Source organism: Paenibacillus vulneris, from assembly GCF_039543185.1.
Lineage (GTDB): Bacteria > Bacillota > Bacilli > Paenibacillales > NBRC-103111 > Paenibacillus_S > Paenibacillus_S vulneris.
On the sequence record NZ_BAABJG010000001.1, the window covers coordinates 23,033 to 44,558 of the forward strand.

The 21,526-nt window shown below is 48.8% G+C and carries 23 protein-coding genes; 18 read left to right on the forward strand and 5 right to left on the reverse strand.

The features are described 5' to 3' along the window. Positions 1–252 precede the first annotated feature (252 nt). The 3 genes from ABEA66_RS00170 to ABEA66_RS00180 all read right to left on the reverse strand — a co-directional run bounded on the left by ABEA66_RS00170 (position 253) and on the right by ABEA66_RS00180 (position 2,599). The gene (locus ABEA66_RS00170; RefSeq protein WP_345584932.1) at positions 253–894 is read right to left on the reverse strand and encodes a peroxiredoxin-like family protein; all 642 of its coding nucleotides are present in this window, start codon (positions 892–894) and stop codon (positions 253–255) included. 66 nt (positions 895–960) lie between these two features. Next, complete coding sequence (locus ABEA66_RS00175; protein WP_079914773.1) at positions 961–1,476, reverse strand: hypothetical protein; 516 nt, start codon at positions 1,474–1,476, stop codon at positions 961–963. Positions 1,477–2,008: 532 nt separating this feature from the next. Further along, positions 2,009–2,599 carry a TetR/AcrR family transcriptional regulator gene (locus ABEA66_RS00180; RefSeq protein WP_345584933.1) on the reverse strand — a complete coding sequence of 197 codons (591 nt, stop codon included), beginning with the start codon at positions 2,597–2,599 and terminating at the stop codon, positions 2,009–2,011. A 331-nt stretch (positions 2,600–2,930) separates the two neighbouring features. Here ABEA66_RS00180 and ABEA66_RS00185 point away from each other — a divergent pair, with 331 nt between their 5' ends. Continuing rightward, the gene (locus ABEA66_RS00185; RefSeq protein WP_345584934.1) at positions 2,931–3,254 is read left to right on the forward strand and encodes an ArsR/SmtB family transcription factor; all 324 of its coding nucleotides are present in this window, start codon (positions 2,931–2,933) and stop codon (positions 3,252–3,254) included. A gap of 589 nt (positions 3,255–3,843) precedes the next feature. Here ABEA66_RS00185 and ABEA66_RS00190 read toward each other — a convergent pair. Then, positions 3,844–4,059: a hypothetical protein gene (locus ABEA66_RS00190; protein WP_079914771.1), complete on the reverse strand. Its 216-nt coding sequence runs from the start codon at positions 4,057–4,059 to the stop codon at positions 3,844–3,846. A 288-nt stretch (positions 4,060–4,347) separates the two neighbouring features. On the opposite strand from ABEA66_RS00190, the gene ABEA66_RS00195 reads away from it, so the two are divergent. The 16 genes from ABEA66_RS00195 (at position 4,348) to ABEA66_RS00270 (ending at position 20,875) form a co-directional block, all read left to right on the forward strand. Then, complete coding sequence (locus ABEA66_RS00195; protein WP_345584935.1) at positions 4,348–6,249, forward strand: hypothetical protein; 1,902 nt, start codon at positions 4,348–4,350, stop codon at positions 6,247–6,249. A 404-nt stretch (positions 6,250–6,653) separates the two neighbouring features. Next, positions 6,654–7,211: an adenylyl-sulfate kinase gene (gene cysC / locus ABEA66_RS00200; protein WP_225948680.1), complete on the forward strand. Its 558-nt coding sequence runs from the start codon at positions 6,654–6,656 to the stop codon at positions 7,209–7,211. 158 nt (positions 7,212–7,369) lie between these two features. After that, positions 7,370–7,828: an NUDIX domain-containing protein gene (locus ABEA66_RS00205; RefSeq protein WP_345584936.1), complete on the forward strand. Its 459-nt coding sequence runs from the start codon at positions 7,370–7,372 to the stop codon at positions 7,826–7,828. A gap of 233 nt (positions 7,829–8,061) precedes the next feature. Next, entirely contained in the window at positions 8,062–8,823 is a 762-nt protein-coding gene (locus ABEA66_RS00210; protein ID WP_345584937.1) for a hypothetical protein, read from the forward strand. Positions 8,824–8,928: 105 nt separating this feature from the next. After that, the gene (locus ABEA66_RS00215) at positions 8,929–9,615 is read left to right on the forward strand and encodes a response regulator transcription factor (RefSeq protein WP_345584938.1); all 687 of its coding nucleotides are present in this window, start codon (positions 8,929–8,931) and stop codon (positions 9,613–9,615) included. After that, positions 9,612–11,114, forward strand: a complete 1,503-nt coding sequence (locus tag ABEA66_RS00220) for a sensor histidine kinase (protein ID WP_345584940.1) — start codon at positions 9,612–9,614, stop codon at positions 11,112–11,114. The genes ABEA66_RS00215 and ABEA66_RS00220 overlap by 4 nt, the downstream gene beginning before the upstream one ends. A 333-nt stretch (positions 11,115–11,447) precedes the next feature. Continuing rightward, the gene (locus ABEA66_RS00225; RefSeq protein ID WP_345584942.1) at positions 11,448–12,185 is read left to right on the forward strand and encodes a hypothetical protein; all 738 of its coding nucleotides are present in this window, start codon (positions 11,448–11,450) and stop codon (positions 12,183–12,185) included. A 12-nt stretch (positions 12,186–12,197) separates the two neighbouring features. Continuing rightward, on the forward strand, positions 12,198–13,886 hold the full coding sequence (locus ABEA66_RS00230; protein ID WP_345584944.1) for a vWA domain-containing protein: 1,689 nt from the start codon (positions 12,198–12,200) through the stop codon (positions 13,884–13,886). A 21-nt stretch (positions 13,887–13,907) separates the two neighbouring features. Continuing rightward, a complete protein-coding gene (locus ABEA66_RS00235; protein WP_345584946.1) occupies positions 13,908–15,047 on the forward strand; it encodes a toxic anion resistance protein in 1,140 nt (379 codons plus the stop codon). A 452-nt stretch (positions 15,048–15,499) separates the two neighbouring features. Next, positions 15,500–16,789, forward strand: a complete 1,290-nt coding sequence (locus ABEA66_RS00240) for a glycosyltransferase family 39 protein (protein WP_192705889.1) — start codon at positions 15,500–15,502, stop codon at positions 16,787–16,789. Next, on the forward strand, positions 16,749–17,456 hold the full coding sequence (locus ABEA66_RS00245) for a glycosyltransferase family 2 protein (protein ID WP_079914760.1): 708 nt from the start codon (positions 16,749–16,751) through the stop codon (positions 17,454–17,456). The genes ABEA66_RS00240 and ABEA66_RS00245 overlap by 41 nt, the downstream gene beginning before the upstream one ends. A 4-nt stretch (positions 17,457–17,460) precedes the next feature. Next, a complete protein-coding gene (locus tag ABEA66_RS00250) occupies positions 17,461–17,838 on the forward strand; it encodes a DUF2304 domain-containing protein (protein ID WP_079914759.1) in 378 nt (125 codons plus the stop codon). 38 nt (positions 17,839–17,876) lie between these two features. Then, on the forward strand, positions 17,877–18,194 hold the full coding sequence (locus ABEA66_RS00255) for an EamA family transporter (RefSeq protein WP_345584951.1): 318 nt from the start codon (positions 17,877–17,879) through the stop codon (positions 18,192–18,194). Positions 18,195–18,201: 7 nt separating this feature from the next. Further along, complete coding sequence (locus ABEA66_RS00260) at positions 18,202–19,245, forward strand: GNAT family N-acetyltransferase (protein WP_345584953.1); 1,044 nt, start codon at positions 18,202–18,204, stop codon at positions 19,243–19,245. Positions 19,246–19,314: 69 nt separating this feature from the next. Then, positions 19,315–19,980 (forward strand): class I SAM-dependent methyltransferase, encoded by a 666-nt coding sequence (locus ABEA66_RS00265; RefSeq protein WP_345584955.1) that lies wholly within the window; start codon positions 19,315–19,317, stop codon positions 19,978–19,980. After that, complete coding sequence (locus tag ABEA66_RS00270; RefSeq protein ID WP_345584957.1) at positions 19,973–20,875, forward strand: polysaccharide deacetylase family protein; 903 nt, start codon at positions 19,973–19,975, stop codon at positions 20,873–20,875. Before ABEA66_RS00265 ends, ABEA66_RS00270 begins: the two co-directional genes overlap by 8 nt. A gap of 176 nt (positions 20,876–21,051) precedes the next feature. Here ABEA66_RS00270 and ABEA66_RS00275 read toward each other — a convergent pair whose 3' ends face one another. Continuing rightward, positions 21,052–21,321: an FAD:protein FMN transferase gene (locus ABEA66_RS00275; protein ID WP_345584972.1), complete on the reverse strand. Its 270-nt coding sequence runs from the start codon at positions 21,319–21,321 to the stop codon at positions 21,052–21,054. Between ABEA66_RS00275 and ABEA66_RS00280 the strand changes: the two genes are divergently transcribed. After that, positions 21,320–21,451 carry a hypothetical protein gene (locus ABEA66_RS00280; RefSeq protein ID WP_264082132.1) on the forward strand — a complete coding sequence of 44 codons (132 nt, stop codon included), beginning with the start codon at positions 21,320–21,322 and terminating at the stop codon, positions 21,449–21,451. The two genes, ABEA66_RS00275 and ABEA66_RS00280, sit on opposite strands and share 2 nt — an antisense overlap. Positions 21,452–21,526: the final 75 nt, after the last annotated feature.

Sequence of the window (21,526 nt, forward strand, 5' to 3'; positions counted from 1 at the left end):
AACCCCCCTGAATCATTGCCAATACATGTAGGGGTGAACATTATAGCGCTCGCGATCAAGTCCCACAAGCAGGTACGTTCGACCCGGCTACCTTCAAATGAAAAAAGGATCAACCTGAAAGAACGGCTGATCTCATAATACGAAAGGGAAGTTATGTTCAATAGAATGTTTACGGTAAAAAGTAGGAACCTTAACACGCTTTCTGCGATCCCAGCAGATTAACCAACTGTCTGATCGCCTTTATGTCAATAATTAAAGCTTCCTCAATTCACGCAGGATATTTTCCAGATCCAGCCGCTGCATAAAGTCTGGATTCACGTAGGCGGAACGGATAATGCCGGATTCGTCGATCATAAAGGTGGAAGGAATCGGCAGGATCCAGCGGTTCGTCGCGTTGTATTCCGCCAAGTCCATACCAATTTGTTTCATAATGTCCTTAATGTAAACCGGAACGTCGTAAAGAATGTTATAGAATGCGGCCACGAGACCGTGTGTGTCGCTTAACACTTGGAAAGTCAGCTCTTCTTTCTCCTGCTGGGAAAGCGTGTTGTCCGGGCTTTGCGGGCTGACAGCGATCAACTGGCCCCCGAGGGCTTCGATGTCAGGCAGTAGCTTCTGATAGACCTTAAGCTGACTGTTGCAGAACGGGCACCATCCGCCCCTATAAAATGTCAGAACAACAGGTCCTTTGGACAGTTCTTCATAAAGACTAATCGTTTCTCCCAAAGCATTCCTGAGTGTAAAATCCTTCGCCTTCTGCCCCTCCTGCCGGCCGTAAGCAATACCAGATTCCTGCTGCTCTCGGATCTGACGAAACATCTCCGTTTGAATCTGCAAAGGGGTATGCGCGATAAATTCCTGTTTAGCTCCCGCTAAAGCTTGAGTTAATGACATGTTTTGTAGCTCCTTATTAAAATATTACTGATTAATCGTCAGATTATAACTAAGTTAGTGATGCTTTCATTTGGCAGACATCTTGGAGGGCGAGGTGAATGCCGCGATCCTGTCTTGCTTTCGCAAATGGATGATTTGAGCTGTTAGGCCAACGACAAGAATGACGAAGAGACTGGCTTGAGCGCCGAGGAGAATTGGCGAATTCAAATCGGCGACTATGGGGTGGCCGTCTGGAACACGGGTCAGGGTTTCGGTAACGGTCGGCAGCATCAGCAGAAACGCCGTCAGGCTGAGGAAGATTGTTTCAAGGTACTTGGCCGCACGCTTAAAGCTCGAAACACGCCTGATCCCGTATCCGGCGAGCAGCAGCAGGATCGTTGTCGTGCCAATGACATAGCTGACCGACTGATGTGCGATGGGAAATACTGTGATAGCGCCAATCAGCATCGAAATAAAGTAGATGACACCAGACCTTGACCGAGGAACAATCCGCCCATAGCGAGCAAACATATATATAGCCAGCGGAATGGCGGGCAAGCTGCTGAGCGTATGTACCCAGCCAAGTGATGAAATTCCAAACATAATTGTCTCCTTCCGGTCCTTAAGGACAAGGGTAATTTGTTCTGTCTTGCCGCGAGCCGATACTAGCGGTTGACAGCATCTCATATCGTGTCGGTGGGGCTTAAGATGATCGGCCATGCAGCCTTCCGCGCAAATTGGCTCAAGGTCATCCACGGGGCTGAAACAAGGAAATTAAACGTGCCTAATCCGGCATAGCAGCTACATTGATAATTTGATAAGAGTATACCTACTAGTAGGTAGGTTAAAATTAAATGATGTGTGCCTGAACCATCGACGGGCGGCAGTGTTCGTTTCGCAATCATTCATCGCCATGACGCTCGTTCGAATTCCCAGAAGTTCAATACGGTGCGATGTTCCGGTATCCCATTGACACGCCATGATTGGCAACTCTAGCGGCTGGCCCGTCATGATCCAAATGAACTTCTCGGATGAGATACGATTAGTTCATAAATAGCGATCTTATCCTCAAAATGGTTATGTTCACCTCCTTTCATCTCGATCATGACAGCAACCATCGCTATCGTGGCGTTCATCACAAAGGGAAGCGCGAAACGAGTCGCCCCATGAGCGTTTCTGTCACGACGCCGAATATCTTCGGATCGCCATAAGCCCGCGCCGAAAGCATCGCGCCGTGAACCGTTGCCATGAACGTTTCGGCCTCGTCACGAGGGGTATTCATCAGTTGAAATTGTCCTTGCAGCACACCGCGCTCCAGCACGGATGTCAACCATGCCGACAGGTAGCTGAAATGCGCCCGGACCTCTAGCGCAACTTCCTCGGGTAGGACCGGGAGCTGGCTTGCCAACAACGCGCAGACACAAAACGGAGCGCTGGCGTCCGCGATACAGGCTTCCCAATAGCCAGTGTAGTACCGAAGCTGTTCGAGCGGATCGGATACTTGAAGTTCGAGATTTGCCATCCCTGCTTCAGCTTCTTTCCGATACCTCGCAACTAGCGTTCGGACCAGATCGACCTTGCTAGGAAAGTGGTGATGGATGCTCGCCTTTCGAATCCCAACCACATCAGCGATGTCGGCATAACTGAAGCCGTTGTAGCCGCCAGTGACGATCAGAGTACGCGCACAAGCCAGAATGTTGTCAAATGTGGTAGATAAATTGTCCATAACCACAGTCTACCTTCTAGTAGGTACTTTGTCAAATAGCATAGTCGTTACGCTAATGGAAGACTTTAGATTAATTGACGACAACAGCAGTCTGTAACGATTTTGATGTCCAGAGAGTAAATGAGTTGAGCCAAGGCGAGCAGAGCCAAGCGCTATCCTAGGGCCGGATGCTCGACGGAAGCCATTTCCGGTGCTGCGGCACGAAGCCGGGTTGGTTGATCGGAAGACATGAATAGATCGCTCCTTTATTTCAATTTATTTTGAAATGAATCGAGCTGGTTATATTTCAATAATAATTGAAATGTCGAGGGGGGGATGATATAATTTTTTCATGAGACAAATTGATGAACTTGCAGTAGCCCAAGCGGCTAAAGTGCTCAGCGATCCGATACGGCTTAAAATATTGATGCTTCTGAAAGAGGGAAGACAGGAGATTTACCAAGCGCCGGTCTGTTCGGCTTATGCGCATGCCATCTGCCCGGAGGATCTGAAGCTTGGTTTGGGGGACATTTCGTCGTCGAAGCTGTCATACCATTTGAAGGAATTGAAGGACGAGGGCTTCATACAGGAGTGCAGGGAGGGAAAACGGATTTATTATCTCTTAAAGCCTGATCGTTTCAAAAGCTTAATTGAATCACTCCACAGGTTTTACTAGATTTGAAGCAAATCAGGCAGTACCTGTAGGTACAGCCTGTTACGTCAGCTCTCTTGGAAATTTTTTGACGATCAGGTTGTCTGCTCTAAAAACCGCGCCGTGAATTCGATCGACGTCCCCTAAACCGCCTGGAATCGCTGCAGATTCCAGGCTTTTCCTTATTCTTGCGGGTTTCAGTAAATAATAATCCTGGTCACTGGCATTAAGCTAACTGACAATTTAGTTGTATGGTAAAATAAACTATGACTTTAGGAAATATTGCTTGGAGGATACGATGGACCGATGCTCAATAAATCAATTATTTTTACAATTGCCAACATTAAGTAAATGGAACCTATTGCTTTCAAGCCAAATAAACTAATTAAAGTGAATACAGCCGCGTATCCACAACTGGCTGGATTGATTCTTTCCTGAGTTTACTGGGATGTTCAAGGATTGGGAAGGTAAACAGCCTTAAGAGGAAGGATTTAGGTTGGTATCCTGATATGAATCCTAATGGCGTATTAAGCGAGATTTTTAAAGGGAACATGTAATCCTTCGTTAAACTAACGGATAACGTTACGTTATAAAACACGAAAGCAGCCGACACCTACTCGACAATAGATTCAAGAGCTTCTATTGCAATGGTCTTGGCTGCTTCGTTACCTTGCTCTGAGCTCCCCGCAATAGTTTGCAGTGCTTTCTGGGCGATCTCCAGCTGTGCGGTCAAACGGTCAACCATTTTGGCGAGATCGATGGTAAAGTCGTCTGTTAACTCGCCATTGCCTATTAAGACGACAGCAGTAAATTCGAACTTATTCTTCATCCTTTATTCACTCCTTCAACTTGATTTCATTGCCGGCGTAATCGGCCACAGTAGACGCTGTCCGGAATCCTACGCAATTTCCCCAATAGGTGAATATTAAAATCATAGTCTACCAAACGCTATTTTGTAAATGCCTTACACATCCTCACGAACGCGGCATCCGCTGTTACGCTATCGAGTACGTTAGTTCATTGAAGACAGCAGGAGATCGGAGAACTTTAACAAACAAATCGAGTATAAATAGGAAGGTTTAACCATTCAGAGAGAGTAGGGAAGGAGTGAGAGCTAATGAGGTGGATGAAGGCTCTGGCGGGAACGCTGTTCGGCATACAAGCATTTGCAGCAGCCACCCTATCCGCTAACGCGGAAATGTTTCCTACGGATACGCCGGAATCGGGCAGAGTGCCCTCGGTTATCAGTTTGCTCGCGGATACGCCGTACTTTGATAAGTACGAAAATTCATGGGCACCTCCGGAAGGAGTTTTGGCTCCGCAGGATGTAGAGGTCGTCATTGGCGGTATGCCGTGGTCAAGCCAGCATAACTGGTGGAAGATTCATACCAAGTTCGGTGACAAATGGATTAATGTTCAGTCTCAAGATCTGGATGTTCCGCCGCCTAAAACGATAACGCTTTTGGATAATACACCGATTTATGCCAAGCCGGATGCAGCGGAGGAGCCAACTGCCGTATTATCGCCTCAAGATGTGACGGTAGTAGGGGCGCAGAAGCAGTGGTTCGCAGAAGAAGGGTTCGACAATAGCACTATGAAATGGCTGCAGATTCATACGACTTGGCTTGGGGATCAATGGGTCCAGCTGCCGTTGAACAGGATAGGCAGTGTGCGCAGCCTGGATGAAAAGGCGTACTTTCTCAACGAGGAGAACCTGCGCCATGCCGCCTTGCAGGTGACCGGCGAGTTTGTATCTCCGTTTTATAACTCCTTATATCGGGTGGAGATGGATAACGGCCCTAAGTGGATATCGTCGCGCGGCATGAAGATCACTGAGACAAAGGAATCCATAAAGCTCAATACCCGAACGACGTTGTTCGTTCATCCGTATCCATACGATGAGGAAGCAGCCATATTAGAGCCGCAGACTGTGGAGTCATTCGAACGAATCGAACGGAACAGCTACGGGAATACACCGGATGATCCTGTCTGGTACCACGTACATACTTCATCGGGGGATGGCTGGGTGAATAATCAGTTTGCCGATCCGATCGATACCAAGCCCGCTGAGGTCGCCATTCAGTTAAATGCCAACACAGAGCTGATGAGCTATCCGACATCGGGAATATGGTACAAATTTGCGCAGTTGTCCCCACAGATTGTGCATCCGTCGCTCTATTGGGACGATAAGCTGGGCAATCGGTGGTATCAGATTGATTCGTATGTCGGCAAAACGTGGTTCAGAATCAATCCCTACACGGACCGTATTTTGCAGCCAGGGAGCGAGCAGGCTATACAAATCTCGTTTTATACGCTCTATTATAACAGCGCCAAAGTGAATGGCGACGAGCTGCTGTTTCAGGAAAGAAAGGTCGGCTACAAGAAGGAAGGCTCTTGGTACGTCTCGGCTCCGTTTCTATCCGAAGGCTTCCGTTATACGGTCCGTGAATCGGAGGGTACCTTCACCTTGGAAAGCAATACGGGATATGGGTTTCGAGTTACGCCCGGTTCGAACACAGCGGACACCATGTGGCAGGGGAACGCTGGAAGCCATGTGAAGCTGATTCAAGCACCGGAACGCTTGGCGGACGGAGAGCTTTATTTGAATATCGCGGATGCCAGGACTCTGTTCGGCTCGCTCATTTCCGAGAAAGGCTCGGATATGGCCTTTTGGCTGCAAGCCTATCATATTGCGGCGCCATCCCTTCCGCAATCCAGCGATACCGATAGTCTGGAGTTGGTCGCCTCCTTGACGGATAACATCCAGCTGCTCCAATCCGATAATATCCAGGATCGCCCGAAGCTTGTTGTCGCAGAACGCGGGAATTTGGAGCATTCTGCGGTGGAGGCCAATGCCGAATGGGTCGCACCGCTTAGAACGGATCAGGTTTTGTACCAATACAAAGCTGTCCGGCAACTGAAGCCGGGGACTAATGAGCTTAGAGCCAGCATCAAAATCGGAGAGCGGATCTTGTGGCAGCAAGACTTCCAGGTAACCCGCACAACCCAAGCGCAATAACTCGATGGCAGATGAGTATCCAAGAGTAGCTGCTGCTACGGGGCAAGAAAGATAGCGGATAGGTCCTAACACTGCGCCAGAACCTATCTAGCTGAAAACTTTAACCATGCTTGATGAGAATAGTAATGTCAACTCAATAGTCCCATACGAACTTGTGCATTGACCAATATACAGGGAACAACTTCAAGCCTTGCATTCATCTGCAGGGCTTTTTGCCATTCGATGCAATCTTTACCTCTCAAATTCACCCAAATGCCATCGAGGATACTTGCATCAATTTTGCACAAGTCCATGCCATTTGCCTTATAGTTACATAGAGTATAAAACAAGCTGAACGGCTCTGGTTTCATAACGGTGAGGTGACAATCGTGACTTCTAATATTGGCTGGCATGAGTCCAAGATCATGAAAGCGGATAGACACAGGTTAAACGGACATAAAAGCTATGTATTGTGGTTTACCGGGCTGCCGGGCTCAGGGAAATCGACCTTGGCGGAACGGATGGAGCTTGAACTCCACCAAAGGTATATGCACAGCTATATCCTGGACGGAGATCATCTTCGTCATGGCTTGAATCAGGGGCTTGGCTTCAGTGCGAAGGATCGTACGGAAAACATAAGGAGAATGGGGGAAACCGCCAAGCTGTTCGTTGATGCGGGGATCATCGTTTTGGCTGCGGCTATCTCGCCTTATAGAGCAGATAGAGAGCGGCTGCGCTCAAGCTTTGAGGAGCATGAATTTATCGAGATCTACGTTCGTTGCCAGCTCGAGGAGTGTGAACGAAGGGACCCTAAGGGACTGTATAAAAAGGCAAGAGCCGGTGAGATCAAGCAGTTTACAGGCATTTCGGCCCCCTATGAGCCGCCGCTTAATCCGGAGTTGATCATTGATAGCGACCGGCTAACGATCGAGGAGTCGATATGCGTGATTCTGGATTACCTCAGCGATTGCGGGTACTTATGACCCATATAGGTATTTTCCACAAACCCAAGCTAAATGAAAAGACTAAGAGGCGGCAGGTGCTTGTCTAGCCCTGCCTTTTGCCGTACAAAAAAACCTTCCAATTGTGACCTTTTGTGGTAAAATGTATTCCCTTACTCTTTATATTTATTGGAGGAAACATGAAGCCGATAAGAAATTCTGCCAAGGCCATTATTATCGAGAACGGGAAGGTTTTATTGACCAAGAACAAGGATGATTCCGGATATTTTTATTTATTCCCGGGCGGCGGACAAGAGCACGGAGAAGAATTGAAGGTTGCTGTCCAAAGGGAATGTATAGAAGAGACCGGAGAGAGTGTGGTAGTCCATGATCTGGTCTATGTTCGGGAATATATCGGAAAAAATCATGAATTTGCCTCATGGGATGGGGAAGTTCATCAAGTTGAATTTTATTTCCAATGCTCCCTGGTCTCCCGCGATGCCGGATTGACTAATGGCGAGAACCCTGATGATGACCAGGTCGGCGTAGAATGGATTGAAATTAGCCGTCTCGAGGATATTCGATTATATCCTAAGCAACTGGGAAATATATTGCAGAATCCTTCATGGAAAGGCTGCTATTTAGGGGATACGAATTAATACAGCCTGTAGATTGCTTGTCAATTATTAGGGTAATCGGCCTGAGGAAGTCCCTCACAATACATGATTAACAGCCCCGCTATTTTGGAATCAAGCCTTGATTTACATTAACCATCCGGTCCAACACATAATTTCCCATAATGTTGCGATACCCTGTCCATAATCTTTCGGTACAGTAGGGGTGTAAGGGAAACCACTTCCTTAAACCTACCAACCGAAAGGAGTTTTCAATCATGAAAACAAACCAATGGAAACGCCGTTTAACTCATACCAGCCTGCTTGCCGCTATGCTCACCATGGCTATCGGAGGGGCGGGCAGCGCCTTCGCCGCCGATGCTAACGATCAGAAGGAAGCCCAAACGCCCGCTGTATTGGCGCAGCCTGCCGTAACCATCTCGACGTTCGCTGTAGGGGGCGGCTCGAACCTTCTAATGCAGCCTGCATTGCAGCGCAATTATTTGAAGCTGCTGGCCGCTACCTATGCTCCGGAAACCCTCGGGGAGTGGAAGCAGGCGCTTGACGAGCGAAAGCAGGTAGAGAGTGAACTGCCTAAGCCGCAAATGACGAAGAGCATCACGATGACGAAAAAGCCAGTGGAAAGCGGCACGGGTGCAGATGGCGCTGAAACCGCCGATTCATCCAAGAAACGGCAAATGGTTCGCATAGTCCTGCCTGGCTCCTCCGATAAGCAAAGCTCCGAGGCGGCGGTCATTGTCAAGGAGGGGGACGATGCTGTCATGAAGGAGGTTATCCAAGCGCTTCCAGTTGAGGTGAAGGACGCTAATGATATAATAAAAGCGGAGCTTCCGGATTCGTTCAAACGCCAGCAAAAATTAGCCGAAGCGGTGGAGGCGGACGATGCAGCAACAATCCGCAGCTTGCTGCCGGAGCTGTTGAAGGATTATAAGAGCGAGACCGAGAGCCTTCGTAAACTCTCTAAAGAAATAGAAGCCGCTGCCATTCAGCCCGCTCAGGAGAATGAGCAGAGCAAATAATCAGCGTTATCTGCACATACAGTCTAATCATACGGTGGAACCGGTGCGCATGAGCGGATCGGCTCCGCCTTTTCCTATAGAGGGACCCTACAGGAGGACAAGTTCATGTACCGAATCTATTTAGTAGAAGACGAGGAGCACTTAAGCGGCGTCCTTGCCGCTTATTTGGAGAAAGAGGGGTGGCAAGTGCGGTCGTTCCGCGAGGGAACTTCAGCTCAGGCGGCGATATCGGAGCGGCCGGACTTGTGGGTCCTCGATATCATGCTGCCCGGCGTAGACGGCTTCCAGCTGATGCGTGAGATCAAGGCGGAGCTTCCGTCTCAGCCGGTTATTTTTATCTCTGCGCGTGACGCCGATATCGATCGCGTTATCGGCCTGGAATTAGGCAGCGATGATTACTTGGCGAAGCCTTTTCTCCCCCGGGAGCTCGTGATTCGCACGCGGAAGCTGCTGGAGCGGGTATATGGCGGCGCCCGTTCAATTGCAGTGCAGGAGCGCCGCAGCAAGCTGGCCGTTCCTCCCTATCTCATCGACGAGCAAGCCCGGATCGTGACAGACGGGGACGGGAGCAAGCTGGAGCTGACAAGCAAGGAATTCGAGCTGCTTGTATTCCTCGTCAGCCATAGCGGGCAGATTGTGGACCGGGAGCAGGTGCTGAATGCGGTCTGGGGAACAGACTACTACGGCTCCGACCGCGTCGTGGATGATCTGGTGCGAAGGCTGCGGCGCAAGCTGCCGGAGCTGCGGCTAGAGACCGTATACGGCTTCGGATACAGGATGGTGAGAGCATGAAGCTTAGAATCGGACAATGGCCGCTTGCAGTGAAGCTGTGGGGTGCTTTTGCCGCTTTGACCTTATTTATTTTCGGACTGCTCGCCATCCTGCTGCCTTGGACGCTGAAGGGCTTCTTTACGCAGCAAATGTACGACATTTTGCTCGATGCGCAAAGCGGGATTCAAATGGAGCAAAATACTTTAGCTATTCCGGCGGTCCGATTGGATTTGAAGCAGCTGCCCCCCAGCATGCCCTTGACACAGGCTGTTCCTATGACCAAAATGTCGGTTTCTTCCCAGGACGAAGTCACGGAGAAACAGCTGGAGCCGGATAAAATGGCGGCACTTACGATAGCGACTCGCATCAGCGCCCCGGAAGGTCCGTCTATTCAGCATGTTATGATTAACGGCAATGCGCAATCCGCGGTTACGATAGCCGCCGATCCTGTCACCCTGCCGTTTGTCCAAGCCATGGAGCAGGATGCCTTCACCCAGTCCGCCCCTGTTATGAAATATACGCGGAGCATTAATAACAGCAGTATTTTCTATGTCATTCGTAAAGAGTTCGTTCAAAACGAGCCCAACTATCTGATATCCTACGCCTCCGGCAGCTACCGCAACGACTTGGTCATGACCATGTTCTTCAGGCTGATGCTGCTCATGGTCGGTCTGATCGTGGTCAGCTGGCTCCCCTGCGTCGGATTGGCCCGCTATTTTACCCGTCCGCTCGTTCAGATCGAACGGCACGTAGGCAAGCTGGCCGAACGGGATTGGCATGAGCCGCTGGAGACGAAGCGCAAGGATGAAATCGGGCGTCTGGCGAAGGCCATCGAATCGATGCGGCAGCGCCTCGTCCGGCAGGATAAGGCACAGCAGTTTTTCCTGCAGCATACCTCGCATGAGCTCAAAACTCCCGTCATGGTGATCCGAAGCTATGCGCAGTCCATCCTGGACGGCATTTTTCCGAAGGGCAGCTTGAATGAAAGCCTTCATGTCATCATCAAGGAAGGGGAGAGGCTGGAGAAGCGAATCCGCGACCTGCTGCTGTTGAATAAGCTTAATTATTTGACCTCTCGGGACAAACCGTTTCAACCGTTTGAATTGAACGCTGTCATTGAAGACGCCGTGGACAGACTGCGCTATCGCCGGCCCGAAATCGAATGGGAGCTGGAGCTTGCGCCCCATCTTCAGGTAACGGGCGACGCCGAGCAGTGGAAGGTAGCCATCGAGAATATATTGGACAACCAGCTCCGGTACGCGGGAAGCCGCATTCACATTCAGGCTAAGCCAAGCGAGAGGAGCGCCACCCTGCCAGAGCTCATTATCGCCAATGACGGACCGCCCCTGGATGAGGCGATAGCGGCAAGTCTCTTCGAGCCGTTTCGAACCGGCGGTGACGGTCAATTCGGCCTCGGTCTCGCCATCGTCAAACAAATCGCGGAGCATCACGGGATGACCGTTAGAGCCGCTAACGAAGCTGATGGCGTTGCATTTTACTTAGAGCCGGGAGTTAACTAAATGAATCCGATGATTTGAAGGCGCGCGGCGCCTTCTTTTTTTTCGATGAGTTCCTGTGTTACGGGCATCGATTTTGAGGCGAGCCTCCTCCTTAGTAACGAAGCCGCTTTTTCCGCTCCACGCGGATTTTTAGTTCGGTAATACAAAATTTTGAATACAATCCTTATGAAGGAACGTATTACATGATATTAGCACCTTAACAAAAAACAACACCGTTCTAGCTTTTTTTGGTAATATAGACAAGAGTGGCATCTTTGGGTCCGATTTTCCAGTTCCGATAGTTGAAGAAGCTTGGTTATGTGACCGTTATAGCGGCGTCGGGGGGTGTAAGCATTGGAAGGCACAAAATACATAAAGCTGCTGGGACTTATGATCGGTATTATCGTTGTCAATATCGTCGTCCTATCGCCCGGATTTCTGGGAGTTCAAATAGGAGGTAGCCCTTTCGAGACGGCATTGGGTATCACGTTACTGTTCGCCAGCGTGCTTGTGCTGCTCTATGGGAGTTATGCATGGCTGTTTAGACCTAAGGTTGTACTATCCGTACAACAGATCCAAACCCATGAGGATTATGTAAAGGCTCTCACTAGCTACCGAAGAGTGAAGGTGCTGGAGAAGGATATCTCCCTTGCCTTAAGGCAGCTGGAACGAATCGGCAAAAAGAAAGAAACCTTATTGGAAACCTTACATCAGAGATTTGAACCTACAGAGCTGAGTTATCAGAAGTTTTTCTCCGTAACGCAGGAGGTCGAAAAGCTGTTTTATCTGAATGTCAAAAGTATTTTGAACCGGCTCCTTGTATTTGATGAATCGGAGTATGAAAGCGTCATAAATCCTAGATCTACCCAGTTATCGCCGAAGATTATTCAAGAGAGAGCTATGGTCTACAACGAGTATATGACCTTCATCAAGGATTCCCTTGCCACGAACGAAGAGATTTTGTTGAAGCTGGATAAATTGATCCTCGAAATTTCCCGCCTTAACAGCCTTGAGCCTGCAGATATTGAAGCGATGGCTTGTATGCAGGAGATAGACTCATTAATCAAGCAAACGAAATATTACAAACAGTAAGAGGTGATCGCTATGCCGAGAAAGGGCAAGTTTTTCCTGTTTTCAGGTATTATTGTCGTTTTCGTCTTCGTATTAGTTTATGCAGGGGTAACTCTGACCTCGAACTTCGGAAAATCCAAAGCGCAGATTTCATCCGAGGATGCATTGAAGAAATTAAACAAGCTTTACTCCGACGTATCCGTTGCTACCGAGACGCCGGTCAAAGGGCAGATCGATCTTAATCCGGTGGATCTCGCCTCATCCCTGCCGGATATCTCCAAGTTCCCGGTTACGGTGAATAACACGACGGATAATTTCGTGGAAATCTTCTCCTCCACCGAAAAGTCGGGGACCGGCGTCGACGGTTGGCTGACCGATGTTGCGACGGAATTCAATAAAGCCAGCATCGCCGTTAACGGGAAGCCCGCGTCGGTAAAAATTCGCAATATCGCTTCCGGTACCGCAGCCGATTACATTAAATCCGCCAAATATGTACCTGACGCGTTCACCCCTTCCAATGAATTGTGGGGAGAAATGGTCAAGGCCAGCGGCGTCAAGACGCAGCTCGTTACCAAACGTCTCGTCGGGAACGTGCCTGGCATTGTGATAACGAAGCCGAAATATGATGCTATAGTGGGCAAATACGGGTCGGTCAATGTAAAAACCGTGACGGATGCTATTGCAAACAACGAATTTGCCATGGGCTATACGGACCCGTTCGCCAGCTCCACCGGATTGAATTTCCTTGTTACAGCGCTCAGTACGTTCGACAGCTCGAATATCCTAAGCGATAAAGCGGTTCAGGGCTTTGAGAAGTTCCAATCCAATGTGCCGTTTACCGCGTCGACCACGATCCAAATGCGGGATGCGGCCAAATCCGGCGCACTGGATGGTTTTGTTCTCGAATACCAAACATATGTCAACACCGCCGATTTGAAATCGGGCTTCGTCTTTACTCCTTTTGGCGTAAGGCATGACAGTCCGTTATATGCGCTAGGCGATCTTCCGCAAACGAAGATGGAGATTCTCTCGAAATTCGCGGAATTCGTCACGCAGGAGAAGTATCAGAAGGCCGCACAGCAAAAGGGCTTTAACAGTCTGGAGGAATATAAATCCGAAGTCGCTGCCATCGACGGGAACCTTCTGTCTTCCGCACAAAAGGTCTGGAAAGAAAAGAAGGACGGCAGCAAGCCTATTGCCGCTGTTTTTGTAACGGATGTATCGGGCAGCATGGCGGGAGTGCCGATCAACCGCTTGAAGGAATCCTTAATCAAAGGTCAAAAGTATCTGGGGAAAAACAACAGCATCGGTCTTGTTGCTTATTCCAGTGGGGTCACCATTAAGCTGCCTATCGGCAAGTATGACACGACCCAGCAATCCAAATTTGTCGGGGCGGTAAATAGTCTCCAGGCTAACGGAGGAACGGCTACCTTTGACGCTGTTATTGTAGCCATGAAGATGCTGCAGGATGAGATAGCGGCGAACCCGGACGTTAAGCCGATCATTTTCGTCCTAAGTGACGGTGAAACCAATCAGGGCCACTCCTTGAATGAGATCAAGGCTCTAATCGAGACCTTCAAGATCCCTATTTATACTATCGGCTATAACGCGAATATCAAGGCTCTTGAAAGCATTTCGAGCATCAACGAGGCGGCAAGCATTAATGCGGATACCGATGATGTGGTCTACAAGCTGGGCAACTTGTTTAACGTCCAAATGTAATACAGCCAAAGGAGGAGCAACATGACATTTTCCATGGAAGTCGTAAGTCAGGAAGAGATCAAGCAAGCGATTGAGGAAGAGGTGAAGCCTGTTCCGGAGGAGATAGCCAAGCTGAAGGAGGCAGCTGATGCGAATGTTGCCGCTATTATGGCATTGGATCTGGATTCGCTTGATAAGAAGAAGGAAATACTCCAATCCATTGACAGCTATGGCTTAACTACGATGAGAATGTCCTCGAAAAAAAATACGATGCTGCAGGTAACGGTAGGGAACCTCTCCAAGATTGGCGATGAAGGGGGACCTGTTGCCAAGAGTCTTGCCGAGCTGCATACCCAGCTGAAGGATCTGGATCCGAGCGTGATAGACTTTGCCAAGAAAGGCTTTCTCGGAAAACTGTTCAATCCGCTGCGTGCGTACTTTCTAAAGTATGAAAAAGCGGATGTGGTGATCGCGGATATTATCGTGTCTCTGGAGAAGGGGAAGGCGACTCTTAAAAACGACAACACGACGCTTGAAATCGAGCAGCAGGAAATCCGGGAGCTGACGAAAAGGCTTAGAAAAGAAATTCAGCTTGGCATGTTAATGGATGAATCCATCGAAGCGCAGATTGAAGCCGCCAAATTGCGGGATGAAGATCCGGACAAAATCCGGTTCATTACGGAGGAAGTACTCTTTCCGCTGCGTCAGCGCATCATGGATATGCAGCAAATGCTGGCTGTCAATCAACAAGGCATAATGGCGTTCGAGGTGCTCATCCGCAACAATAAAGAGCTTATTCGCGGAGTAGACAGGGCTAATACGGTTACGATCTCTGCACTGCGAATTGCGGTAACTGTGGCTAGCGCGCTCTACAATCAAGGCATCGTACTGAAAAAGATCGACCTGCTGAACCAAACGACGAACGATATTATCGCAGGTACCTCCAGGATGTTGAAGGAGCAGGGAGCTGCAATACAAAAGCAGGCCATGCAAACCAGCGTCTCGGTGGATACCTTGAAGCAGGCGTTCACGGATGTCTTGTCGGCCTTTGACTCCATAAGCATGTATAAGCAAGAAGCTCTTCCGAAGATGCGGGAGACGATCGATCAATTCCGGACCTTAGCCGACGCCGGGGAGAAGCAAATCCTGCGTTTGGAGAAAGGAAATTTACTGGGGCTTTAATAGTTACAATAGTATCCTGCTATAATACTTCAATCTATCTAACACTCGACTTCCTCTTTGGGATCGGGTGTTTGTTTTATTATTCCTTCGGAATCGGTATAAAGAGTTAACACGATTTAAAAATTTAACCATATTTTTATAATTCACAGCCGTTTTTACAGCAGGAATATGATTGAGGGCCGTCGAAAGGATTATCGATTTTCATTTTCATCCTGAGAAGCCCTCTATCAAGGCCATTTCGAGGAGTGATTCTTTCAGGATTCCAAGATGGGAAGTAAGGGGTGCATCCAACGGGTCATACAGAAACAGAATCTCGTGCGGAATATTGCTGACAACTTCGAGGTGATGCAAGTAAATTGATGTGATGTTCGCGTCATAGGCAATACATTTATACGATTAAAGCTGGATGAAGACAGGATTACAACTCATAAAACATTTGGAGCGGTGTACAATTGTCCCTACTTGTCCGTATTTATCACAAATATAAGAATCGGGATTTTATCTTCACGATTCCTCTTGTGATTCTGGCGCTTGATCAAATCTTAGGCTACTATTTCTGGATTTTACGTTCGGGTCAAGGCCTCCCCCAATCTGAAGACGGTCAATGGTATATCGACTATGCAAGCGCTTTACTGAATCACTTTGCCATTGGTACGCAAATGAACGATCTGATGTATCTGGGCTATAATTTACTGCTTACCCTGCTGCTGGCTCTGTTCAAGGACCCGGCCAAAATCGTCTTTATCCAGGCGGTTACTGCGGGCTTGAGCGTTATTCTGGTATTTAAAATTACACGCATGCTGTTTAATAGAACCGCAGCGATCATAGCCTCCTATTTTTATTATGATGCATGGGAAGTGACGCTGTGGTCGATGTATATCCTTTCAGACAGTTTTTTTATCAGTCTTTTGCTTTTATGTATTTTTCTCCTCCTCAAGGTATATGAATCCAATAAACGAATATACAAAATACTTTTTGTTGTCTCATCGCTGTACATGGTTGTTTTCCGGCCGACGGGCATCGTCATGATGGCGTTTATTCTCCTGTATATCGTTATTCGAACGAACAGGCAAACGTTGCTGCGTATGCTGAAGACATACCGCTATGTCCTCGGAGGCTGCGCTCTTGCAGCTGTCGCGGCTTGCATTTATTTATTTTCCGGCAATGCATTGGATCCTCTCATTTCTTCTCTTCAATTTAATGCAAAGAAAGTGCTTTACAATATTTATGCTAAAGGCTGGATTTATGATAAAGCGACACCTCACGACCACTATTTCAAACCAAACTACGACATTAATATATTCAACAGCTTGATTCTGAGCTTCTTGATTAACAACTGGGACCATATTTCCATTATCTACGGCAAAAGAGTCATCGCATTTCTCGGCCGTTGGGTATGGGAGACGAACGTGACCAGTCTGCACGGTATAAAAGTGCTCGCGGAGCATCTGCTTCCAACGCTGCTTTTCCTCACAGGCACTGTGATGGCCATAGTGAACGGCAAGTTCAGGAAGTCGTCTATCATTTGGCTCTCCGCGCTGGCAATCTTTATTTTTTGTATCGTCCTGTTCATTGACGCGATGTACCGTTACAGGGCGCCTGCCATTCCGTTCATTGCTATTGCGGCGGGATACGGGGCAGAAAGAATTCTATATGGTGTGTTCGTTATTGCAAAAAAATATGCGGGGAAGCTGAGCCGTTATGGAACAAGGAAAAGTGTTAATAGTGATTCCGGCTTTTAATGAACAAAACAACATTTTGAAAGTCATCAGGGATATCCGGGAGAGCCTCCCTTATTCCGACATCTTAGTCATTAACGACTGCTCGCATGATAATACTTCTCTTACGGCCAGGCAGGCGGAAGGCGTCAAGGTGGTTGATCTGCCCTTTAACCTCGGCATCGGCGGGGCGGTGCAGACCGGGTTCAAGTATGCCTACACCAGAGGCTATGACTATATGGTGCAGATTGACGGCGACGGGCAGCATATAGCCAAAGAAGTGGAGAAGCTGTACGACACGATGAATCGGTCCGGGTGCGATATGGTTATCGGCTCCAGGTTCCTTGACATTCAATCCTATCGAACGACGTGGTCGCGCAGGCTGGGCATCAAGGTATTTTATTTGCTGTTCCGCATGATGATTCAGACCAAGGTGACCGACAGCACTTCGGGCTTCCGGATGTATAACCGGAGGAGCATAGAGCTCTTGTGCAAGCATTACCCGGATGATTACCCGGAACCGGACGCCATTATTTTATTGAGAAAGCATGGATTGCGCATCACGGAGGTCGGTGTTGAAATGAGGGAGCGGGAGCACGGAGCCTCCTCCATTACTCCTATCAAAAGCCCGTATTATATGGCGAAAGTGATCTTGTCCATCTTTTTCTCCTATACGAGGACGAGGTGGTGATAGCATGGATGGCGGATATCATTTGTACAGCTTTCAAGTGATGGGGATCGTATTCAGCCTCATTATTATTATTTCGGTCTTTCTTATGGTCAGAGCCAGGATGATCAAGGAAAAATATTCGCTGGTATGGTTTTTTATTGGCTTATTCACGCTCATCATGTCCGTGTTCACGGATTTAATGGATTGGTTCTCCACCTTAATCGGGGTGTACTATGCTCCATCGGCGTTTTTTGCCATTCTGATCGCATGCGCTTTTTTGCTGCTCTTGAATATGAGCGTCAGCATATCGGGACTGAAGATGCATAATAAAGCTTTGACGCAGGAGCTCGGATTAACGAAGCTGAAGCTTGAAGAGCTCGAAAAGAAAATGAACGAGGGGTAATTATTATTAAATACATCATGCTTTTCGGAAGCGTCACGATGACCGTGGCGGCTAGCACGCTGCTCAAGATAGGAAGCAGGGGCGTCAGCTTCGACTCGGGGCTGCTATCCATCCTGTTAGGCTACGTATCATCGCCGCTTATCGTGTTAGGATTCGTTCTGTATGCGCTGGCCGCCTTCTTATGGATTTACTGCCTGTCCCAGTTCGACTTAAGCTATGTTACGTTCGTATCGAGCATCCAGTATATTTTGCTGATTGCCGTCTCCATTCTGGTCTTTCATGAACAGATTAGCCTCATGAAATGGTCCGGATGCGCCTTTATATTAATCGGCGTCATTTTTTGGCTGAAAGGATAATTCATTCATGTACAGGTGCGTTGCCTATACCGAAGCCATGAAGGATGAATGGGACCGGTTCGCGCAAGCGAGGGGGACCGTATTTCATACTACGGCTTTTAGACAGATTTTGCTGGGCTCCTTCGGATACCAATGCCTTTATCATGCCGTTGTGAATGAAGATGGCCGTATCTGTGCGATCATGCCTCTGATTGCCGGCCGTAATCTGGCGCTGAAAAAAGTAGGCGTGTCCCTGCCCTTTGTCAATTACACGGATCTATGCGCCGATGGCGAGGCGTCGTACCGCTTTGCGCTGAAGGCGGCGATGGACATGAAGGATCGTTATTCGCTAGGCTATACGGAGCTGCGGCTCAAGGATCAGGACATCGAGCAGCCAGGCTGGAGCCGGAATCTTCAGCATCATACGTTTCTGCTTCCATTATCGGAGAATGAGGAGGACGTGCTGTCCCTATCCTCGAGAAGCAACAGAAACCATGTACGCAAGGTATATAAAAATGACTGGTTCTCCGTGTCCTTTGATTCCGGCTACTTGGACAGCTTCTATAAAGTGTATGTAAAAAGAATGAAGCAGCTGGGATCACCGGCCCCGGATATATCCTTCTTCCGGCGGATTTTCGAACAGCTGCCGGAGCAAACATTCCTGCTGTCCGTACTGGACCGGCAATCCGGGGAGATCGTGGGCGGGATGCTGCTGCTGACGAGCCCGGGCAATTCAACGCTCTACTATCCCTACGGGGCGAATCTTATCGAATATAACAGCAAGTACCTGAACAACTTCATGTACTGGGAGGCTGTAAGATTCGGCATACGGAACGGCTTGAAGTATTTGGACCTTGGCCGGTCTCAGACAGGCTCGGGGACGTACAAATACAAGGAGCAATGGGGCGCTGAGCCGATACAGCTGAAGTACCTCGTGTATAACGGAGGCCGCGATGCTGCCGGAGCTCCTGACAAGCAAAGCTTGCATCTGTTCGTCGAGCTGTGGAAGGTCATTCCTTCCTTTATCACCGATCCTGCAGGCAAACGGTTGATGAAGTATATTTTGCCTTAGAGCTTTTCGCAGGAAAGCCGCTAAAACTCTCACCATCATATGGATGTTCCATCGGAGGATGTAAAAATAATGAGTCAATTGAACTGGAAGCAGTACTTCGATAACAAAGCCGAGACGCATGGTGCGTCGGTCAAATCGTCGGATTATTTTAACGAAGAAAGCTTTTTTATGCAGAGGGATCATACTCTGCGCTGGCTCGGAGAATGCCGGGGCAAGCAGATATTGGACGCCGGCTGCGGAGTAGGGGCGTTCAGCGAGCCGCTGGTTAAGGATAATACCGTATACGGAGTCGACTTCTCCGAGAAAAGTCTGGAGTTTGCAGCAGCCCGCGGATTGAAAACATCGACTGACGATTTGACCGCTTTGCGGTTTGACTACAACCGTTTTGACGTTGTGCTCTGCATCGGCGTCATCCAATTAATCGAGCAATACAAGGATGTCATCCGGGAGCTTGCAAGGGTAACCAAGCCGGGCGGGACGCTGCTTATCGAGACGTTGAACAAAGGCTCCATTCAAAGAAAGCTGCTTCGTTTGTTCGAGAAAAGCAAAAAGTTCGACCAAATGTATGCGATGGAGGAGCTAAAGAAGGAGTTTATCCGGCATGGCTTCGAGGACATCCAATTTTTGAAGCTGTATCATCCTTTCAAATTCGTAAGCCAGGGCGCTGAGAGCGGCCAGCTCTCCAGCATGTTCTGCACTTCATTCGCCATCAAAGGGGTCAAGACATTTGCTTAACAACGTTAACCATACTAGCGCTTCCAGCACTCGGCCGATCGATGGCCGTGTCAGCAATATGCTCACCTTCGATATTGAGGAATGGTTTCACGCCAATTACGATAACATGGCCCCGGATACGAGCAAGGGCTCCAATTTCAGGGCCCATATGGACGAGCTCCTTCAGCTCTGCAGTGACACCGGCTGCAAGGCGACCTTCTTCGTGCTGGGCTGTATCGGCGAGAAGTACCCGGACATCGTCCAGCGGATCGCGAAGGAAGGGCATGACGTTGCTTCCCATGGCTACGGCCATGAGCTTGCATACAAGCAAACCTACGACGAATTCAAGGCCGACGTAAAAAAATCGGTCGATATACTGGAGGCTTTAACGGGATCCCCTGTCTTGGGATACCGCGCTCCTTCATGGTCCATAGTGGAACGAAATCTGCACTATTTGGAGGCGCTGGAGGAGCTGGGGATGCAATACGACGCGAGTATTTTTCCGGTGAAAACCTTTTTGTACGGCATTCCGACGGCTCCGACGGTCATTCATAAACCGCAAGTGAACGGGCGGGAGCTGGGAATCTATGAAGTCCCTATGTCTGTGATGAACGTGTCCGGCAAAAACGTCGGGTATTCGGGAGGGTTTTACTTCCGTTTTTTTCCCAAGTTCGTCATCAAATCGGCCATTCGATCGGCGAACCGCCAAGGAAAGAGCTCTATCGTCTACCTGCATCCGAGGGAGATCGATGCCCGCGAGCACAAGCTGGAGCTGCCGCTTAAGGAGCATTTCATTCATTACTACAATGTGCGGGGAACGAAGTCCAAGCTGGAGGACATTATGAAGAGCTTCCGGTTCACATCCATATCGGAGCATCTGAAGCTTCACTATGAAGGGAATACCTCCATTTCTTAACTCATCAATCATTGATCTGGTTCATATTTGACGAAGCTAACATCTTTTCCGGAAGGCAAAGGAACCCTTAGGGAACCCGAGCTGCGGAGGAGATGTTTTTTGTTGGGCACTAGGATGAATGAAGAAACGGTAGAGTGCGTCATCGTTTCGTTCCTGCATGATTTTTCACTTCAATTTCATGTTAGAAGAGTATCGTTATAGGTATTAAGCTGGACGATTGGAAAATGCTCCGTCATCCGCAGCTCCTTGGCGGCCAGATCAACGGCGAAGCCTTGGGCTACCGCTCCCAGATCGAGCCTAAACGGCTTGGCAAGCAGAACGGACTGGACCTGTTCGTCCAGCTCTGCATCTCGAAAGGAAACGTTCGTATTCAGTCCTGTTCTATCGTCTAGAATCGGCTGTCTTGTCAAATAATGATAGTTGAAGCCCCAAGGAGGCCATAGTATGACCTACAGCAGGATCGAAGCTCCCTTCCGTCATTTCGGCAATTTGAAGCGGGAAGCGAACCAGCTCGAACAGCGTATCGCTGACACGCACCCAAACGCCAGTCTGTCTGGACAGCCAGGCCAGTGCTAAAAATGAAATCATGCTGAAAAGTGTACGGCGACAAGATAGATTTAACTTACTTGGCTTGTAGAAATGAGGGGAAGG

What these genes read in the sequence shown, in the direction of transcription:
- ABEA66_RS00185 (WP_345584934.1), top strand. Translation starts at nt 2,931, where the DNA reads ATGAGACAAATTGATGAACTTGCAGTAGCCCAAGCGGCTAAAGTGCTC.
- ABEA66_RS00255 (WP_345584951.1), top strand. Translation starts at nt 17,877, where the DNA reads ATGACCGTGGCGGCTAGCACGCTGCTCAAGATAGGAAGCAGGGGCGTC.
- ABEA66_RS00210 (WP_345584937.1), top strand. Translation starts at nt 8,062, where the DNA reads ATGAAAACAAACCAATGGAAACGCCGTTTAACTCATACCAGCCTGCTT.
- ABEA66_RS00230 (WP_345584944.1), top strand. Translation starts at nt 12,198, where the DNA reads ATGCCGAGAAAGGGCAAGTTTTTCCTGTTTTCAGGTATTATTGTCGTT.
- ABEA66_RS00205 (WP_345584936.1), top strand. Translation starts at nt 7,370, where the DNA reads ATGAAGCCGATAAGAAATTCTGCCAAGGCCATTATTATCGAGAACGGG.
- ABEA66_RS00170 (WP_345584932.1), bottom strand. Translation starts at nt 894, where the DNA reads ATGTCATTAACTCAAGCTTTAGCGGGAGCTAAACAGGAATTTATCGCG.
- ABEA66_RS00280 (WP_264082132.1), top strand. Translation starts at nt 21,320, where the DNA reads ATGACCTACAGCAGGATCGAAGCTCCCTTCCGTCATTTCGGCAATTTG.
- ABEA66_RS00260 (WP_345584953.1), top strand. Translation starts at nt 18,202, where the DNA reads ATGTACAGGTGCGTTGCCTATACCGAAGCCATGAAGGATGAATGGGAC.
- ABEA66_RS00250 (WP_079914759.1), top strand. Translation starts at nt 17,461, where the DNA reads ATGGATGGCGGATATCATTTGTACAGCTTTCAAGTGATGGGGATCGTA.
- ABEA66_RS00180 (WP_345584933.1), bottom strand. Translation starts at nt 2,599, where the DNA reads ATGGACAATTTATCTACCACATTTGACAACATTCTGGCTTGTGCGCGT.
- ABEA66_RS00245 (WP_079914760.1), top strand. Translation starts at nt 16,749, where the DNA reads ATGGAACAAGGAAAAGTGTTAATAGTGATTCCGGCTTTTAATGAACAA.
- ABEA66_RS00175 (WP_079914773.1), bottom strand. Translation starts at nt 1,476, where the DNA reads ATGTTTGGAATTTCATCACTTGGCTGGGTACATACGCTCAGCAGCTTG.
- ABEA66_RS00190 (WP_079914771.1), bottom strand. Translation starts at nt 4,059, where the DNA reads ATGAAGAATAAGTTCGAATTTACTGCTGTCGTCTTAATAGGCAATGGC.
- ABEA66_RS00195 (WP_345584935.1), top strand. Translation starts at nt 4,348, where the DNA reads ATGAGGTGGATGAAGGCTCTGGCGGGAACGCTGTTCGGCATACAAGCA.
- ABEA66_RS00235 (WP_345584946.1), top strand. Translation starts at nt 13,908, where the DNA reads ATGACATTTTCCATGGAAGTCGTAAGTCAGGAAGAGATCAAGCAAGCG.
- ABEA66_RS00220 (WP_345584940.1), top strand. Translation starts at nt 9,612, where the DNA reads ATGAAGCTTAGAATCGGACAATGGCCGCTTGCAGTGAAGCTGTGGGGT.
- ABEA66_RS00215 (WP_345584938.1), top strand. Translation starts at nt 8,929, where the DNA reads ATGTACCGAATCTATTTAGTAGAAGACGAGGAGCACTTAAGCGGCGTC.
- cysC (WP_225948680.1), top strand. Translation starts at nt 6,654, where the DNA reads ATGAAAGCGGATAGACACAGGTTAAACGGACATAAAAGCTATGTATTG.
- ABEA66_RS00265 (WP_345584955.1), top strand. Translation starts at nt 19,315, where the DNA reads ATGAGTCAATTGAACTGGAAGCAGTACTTCGATAACAAAGCCGAGACG.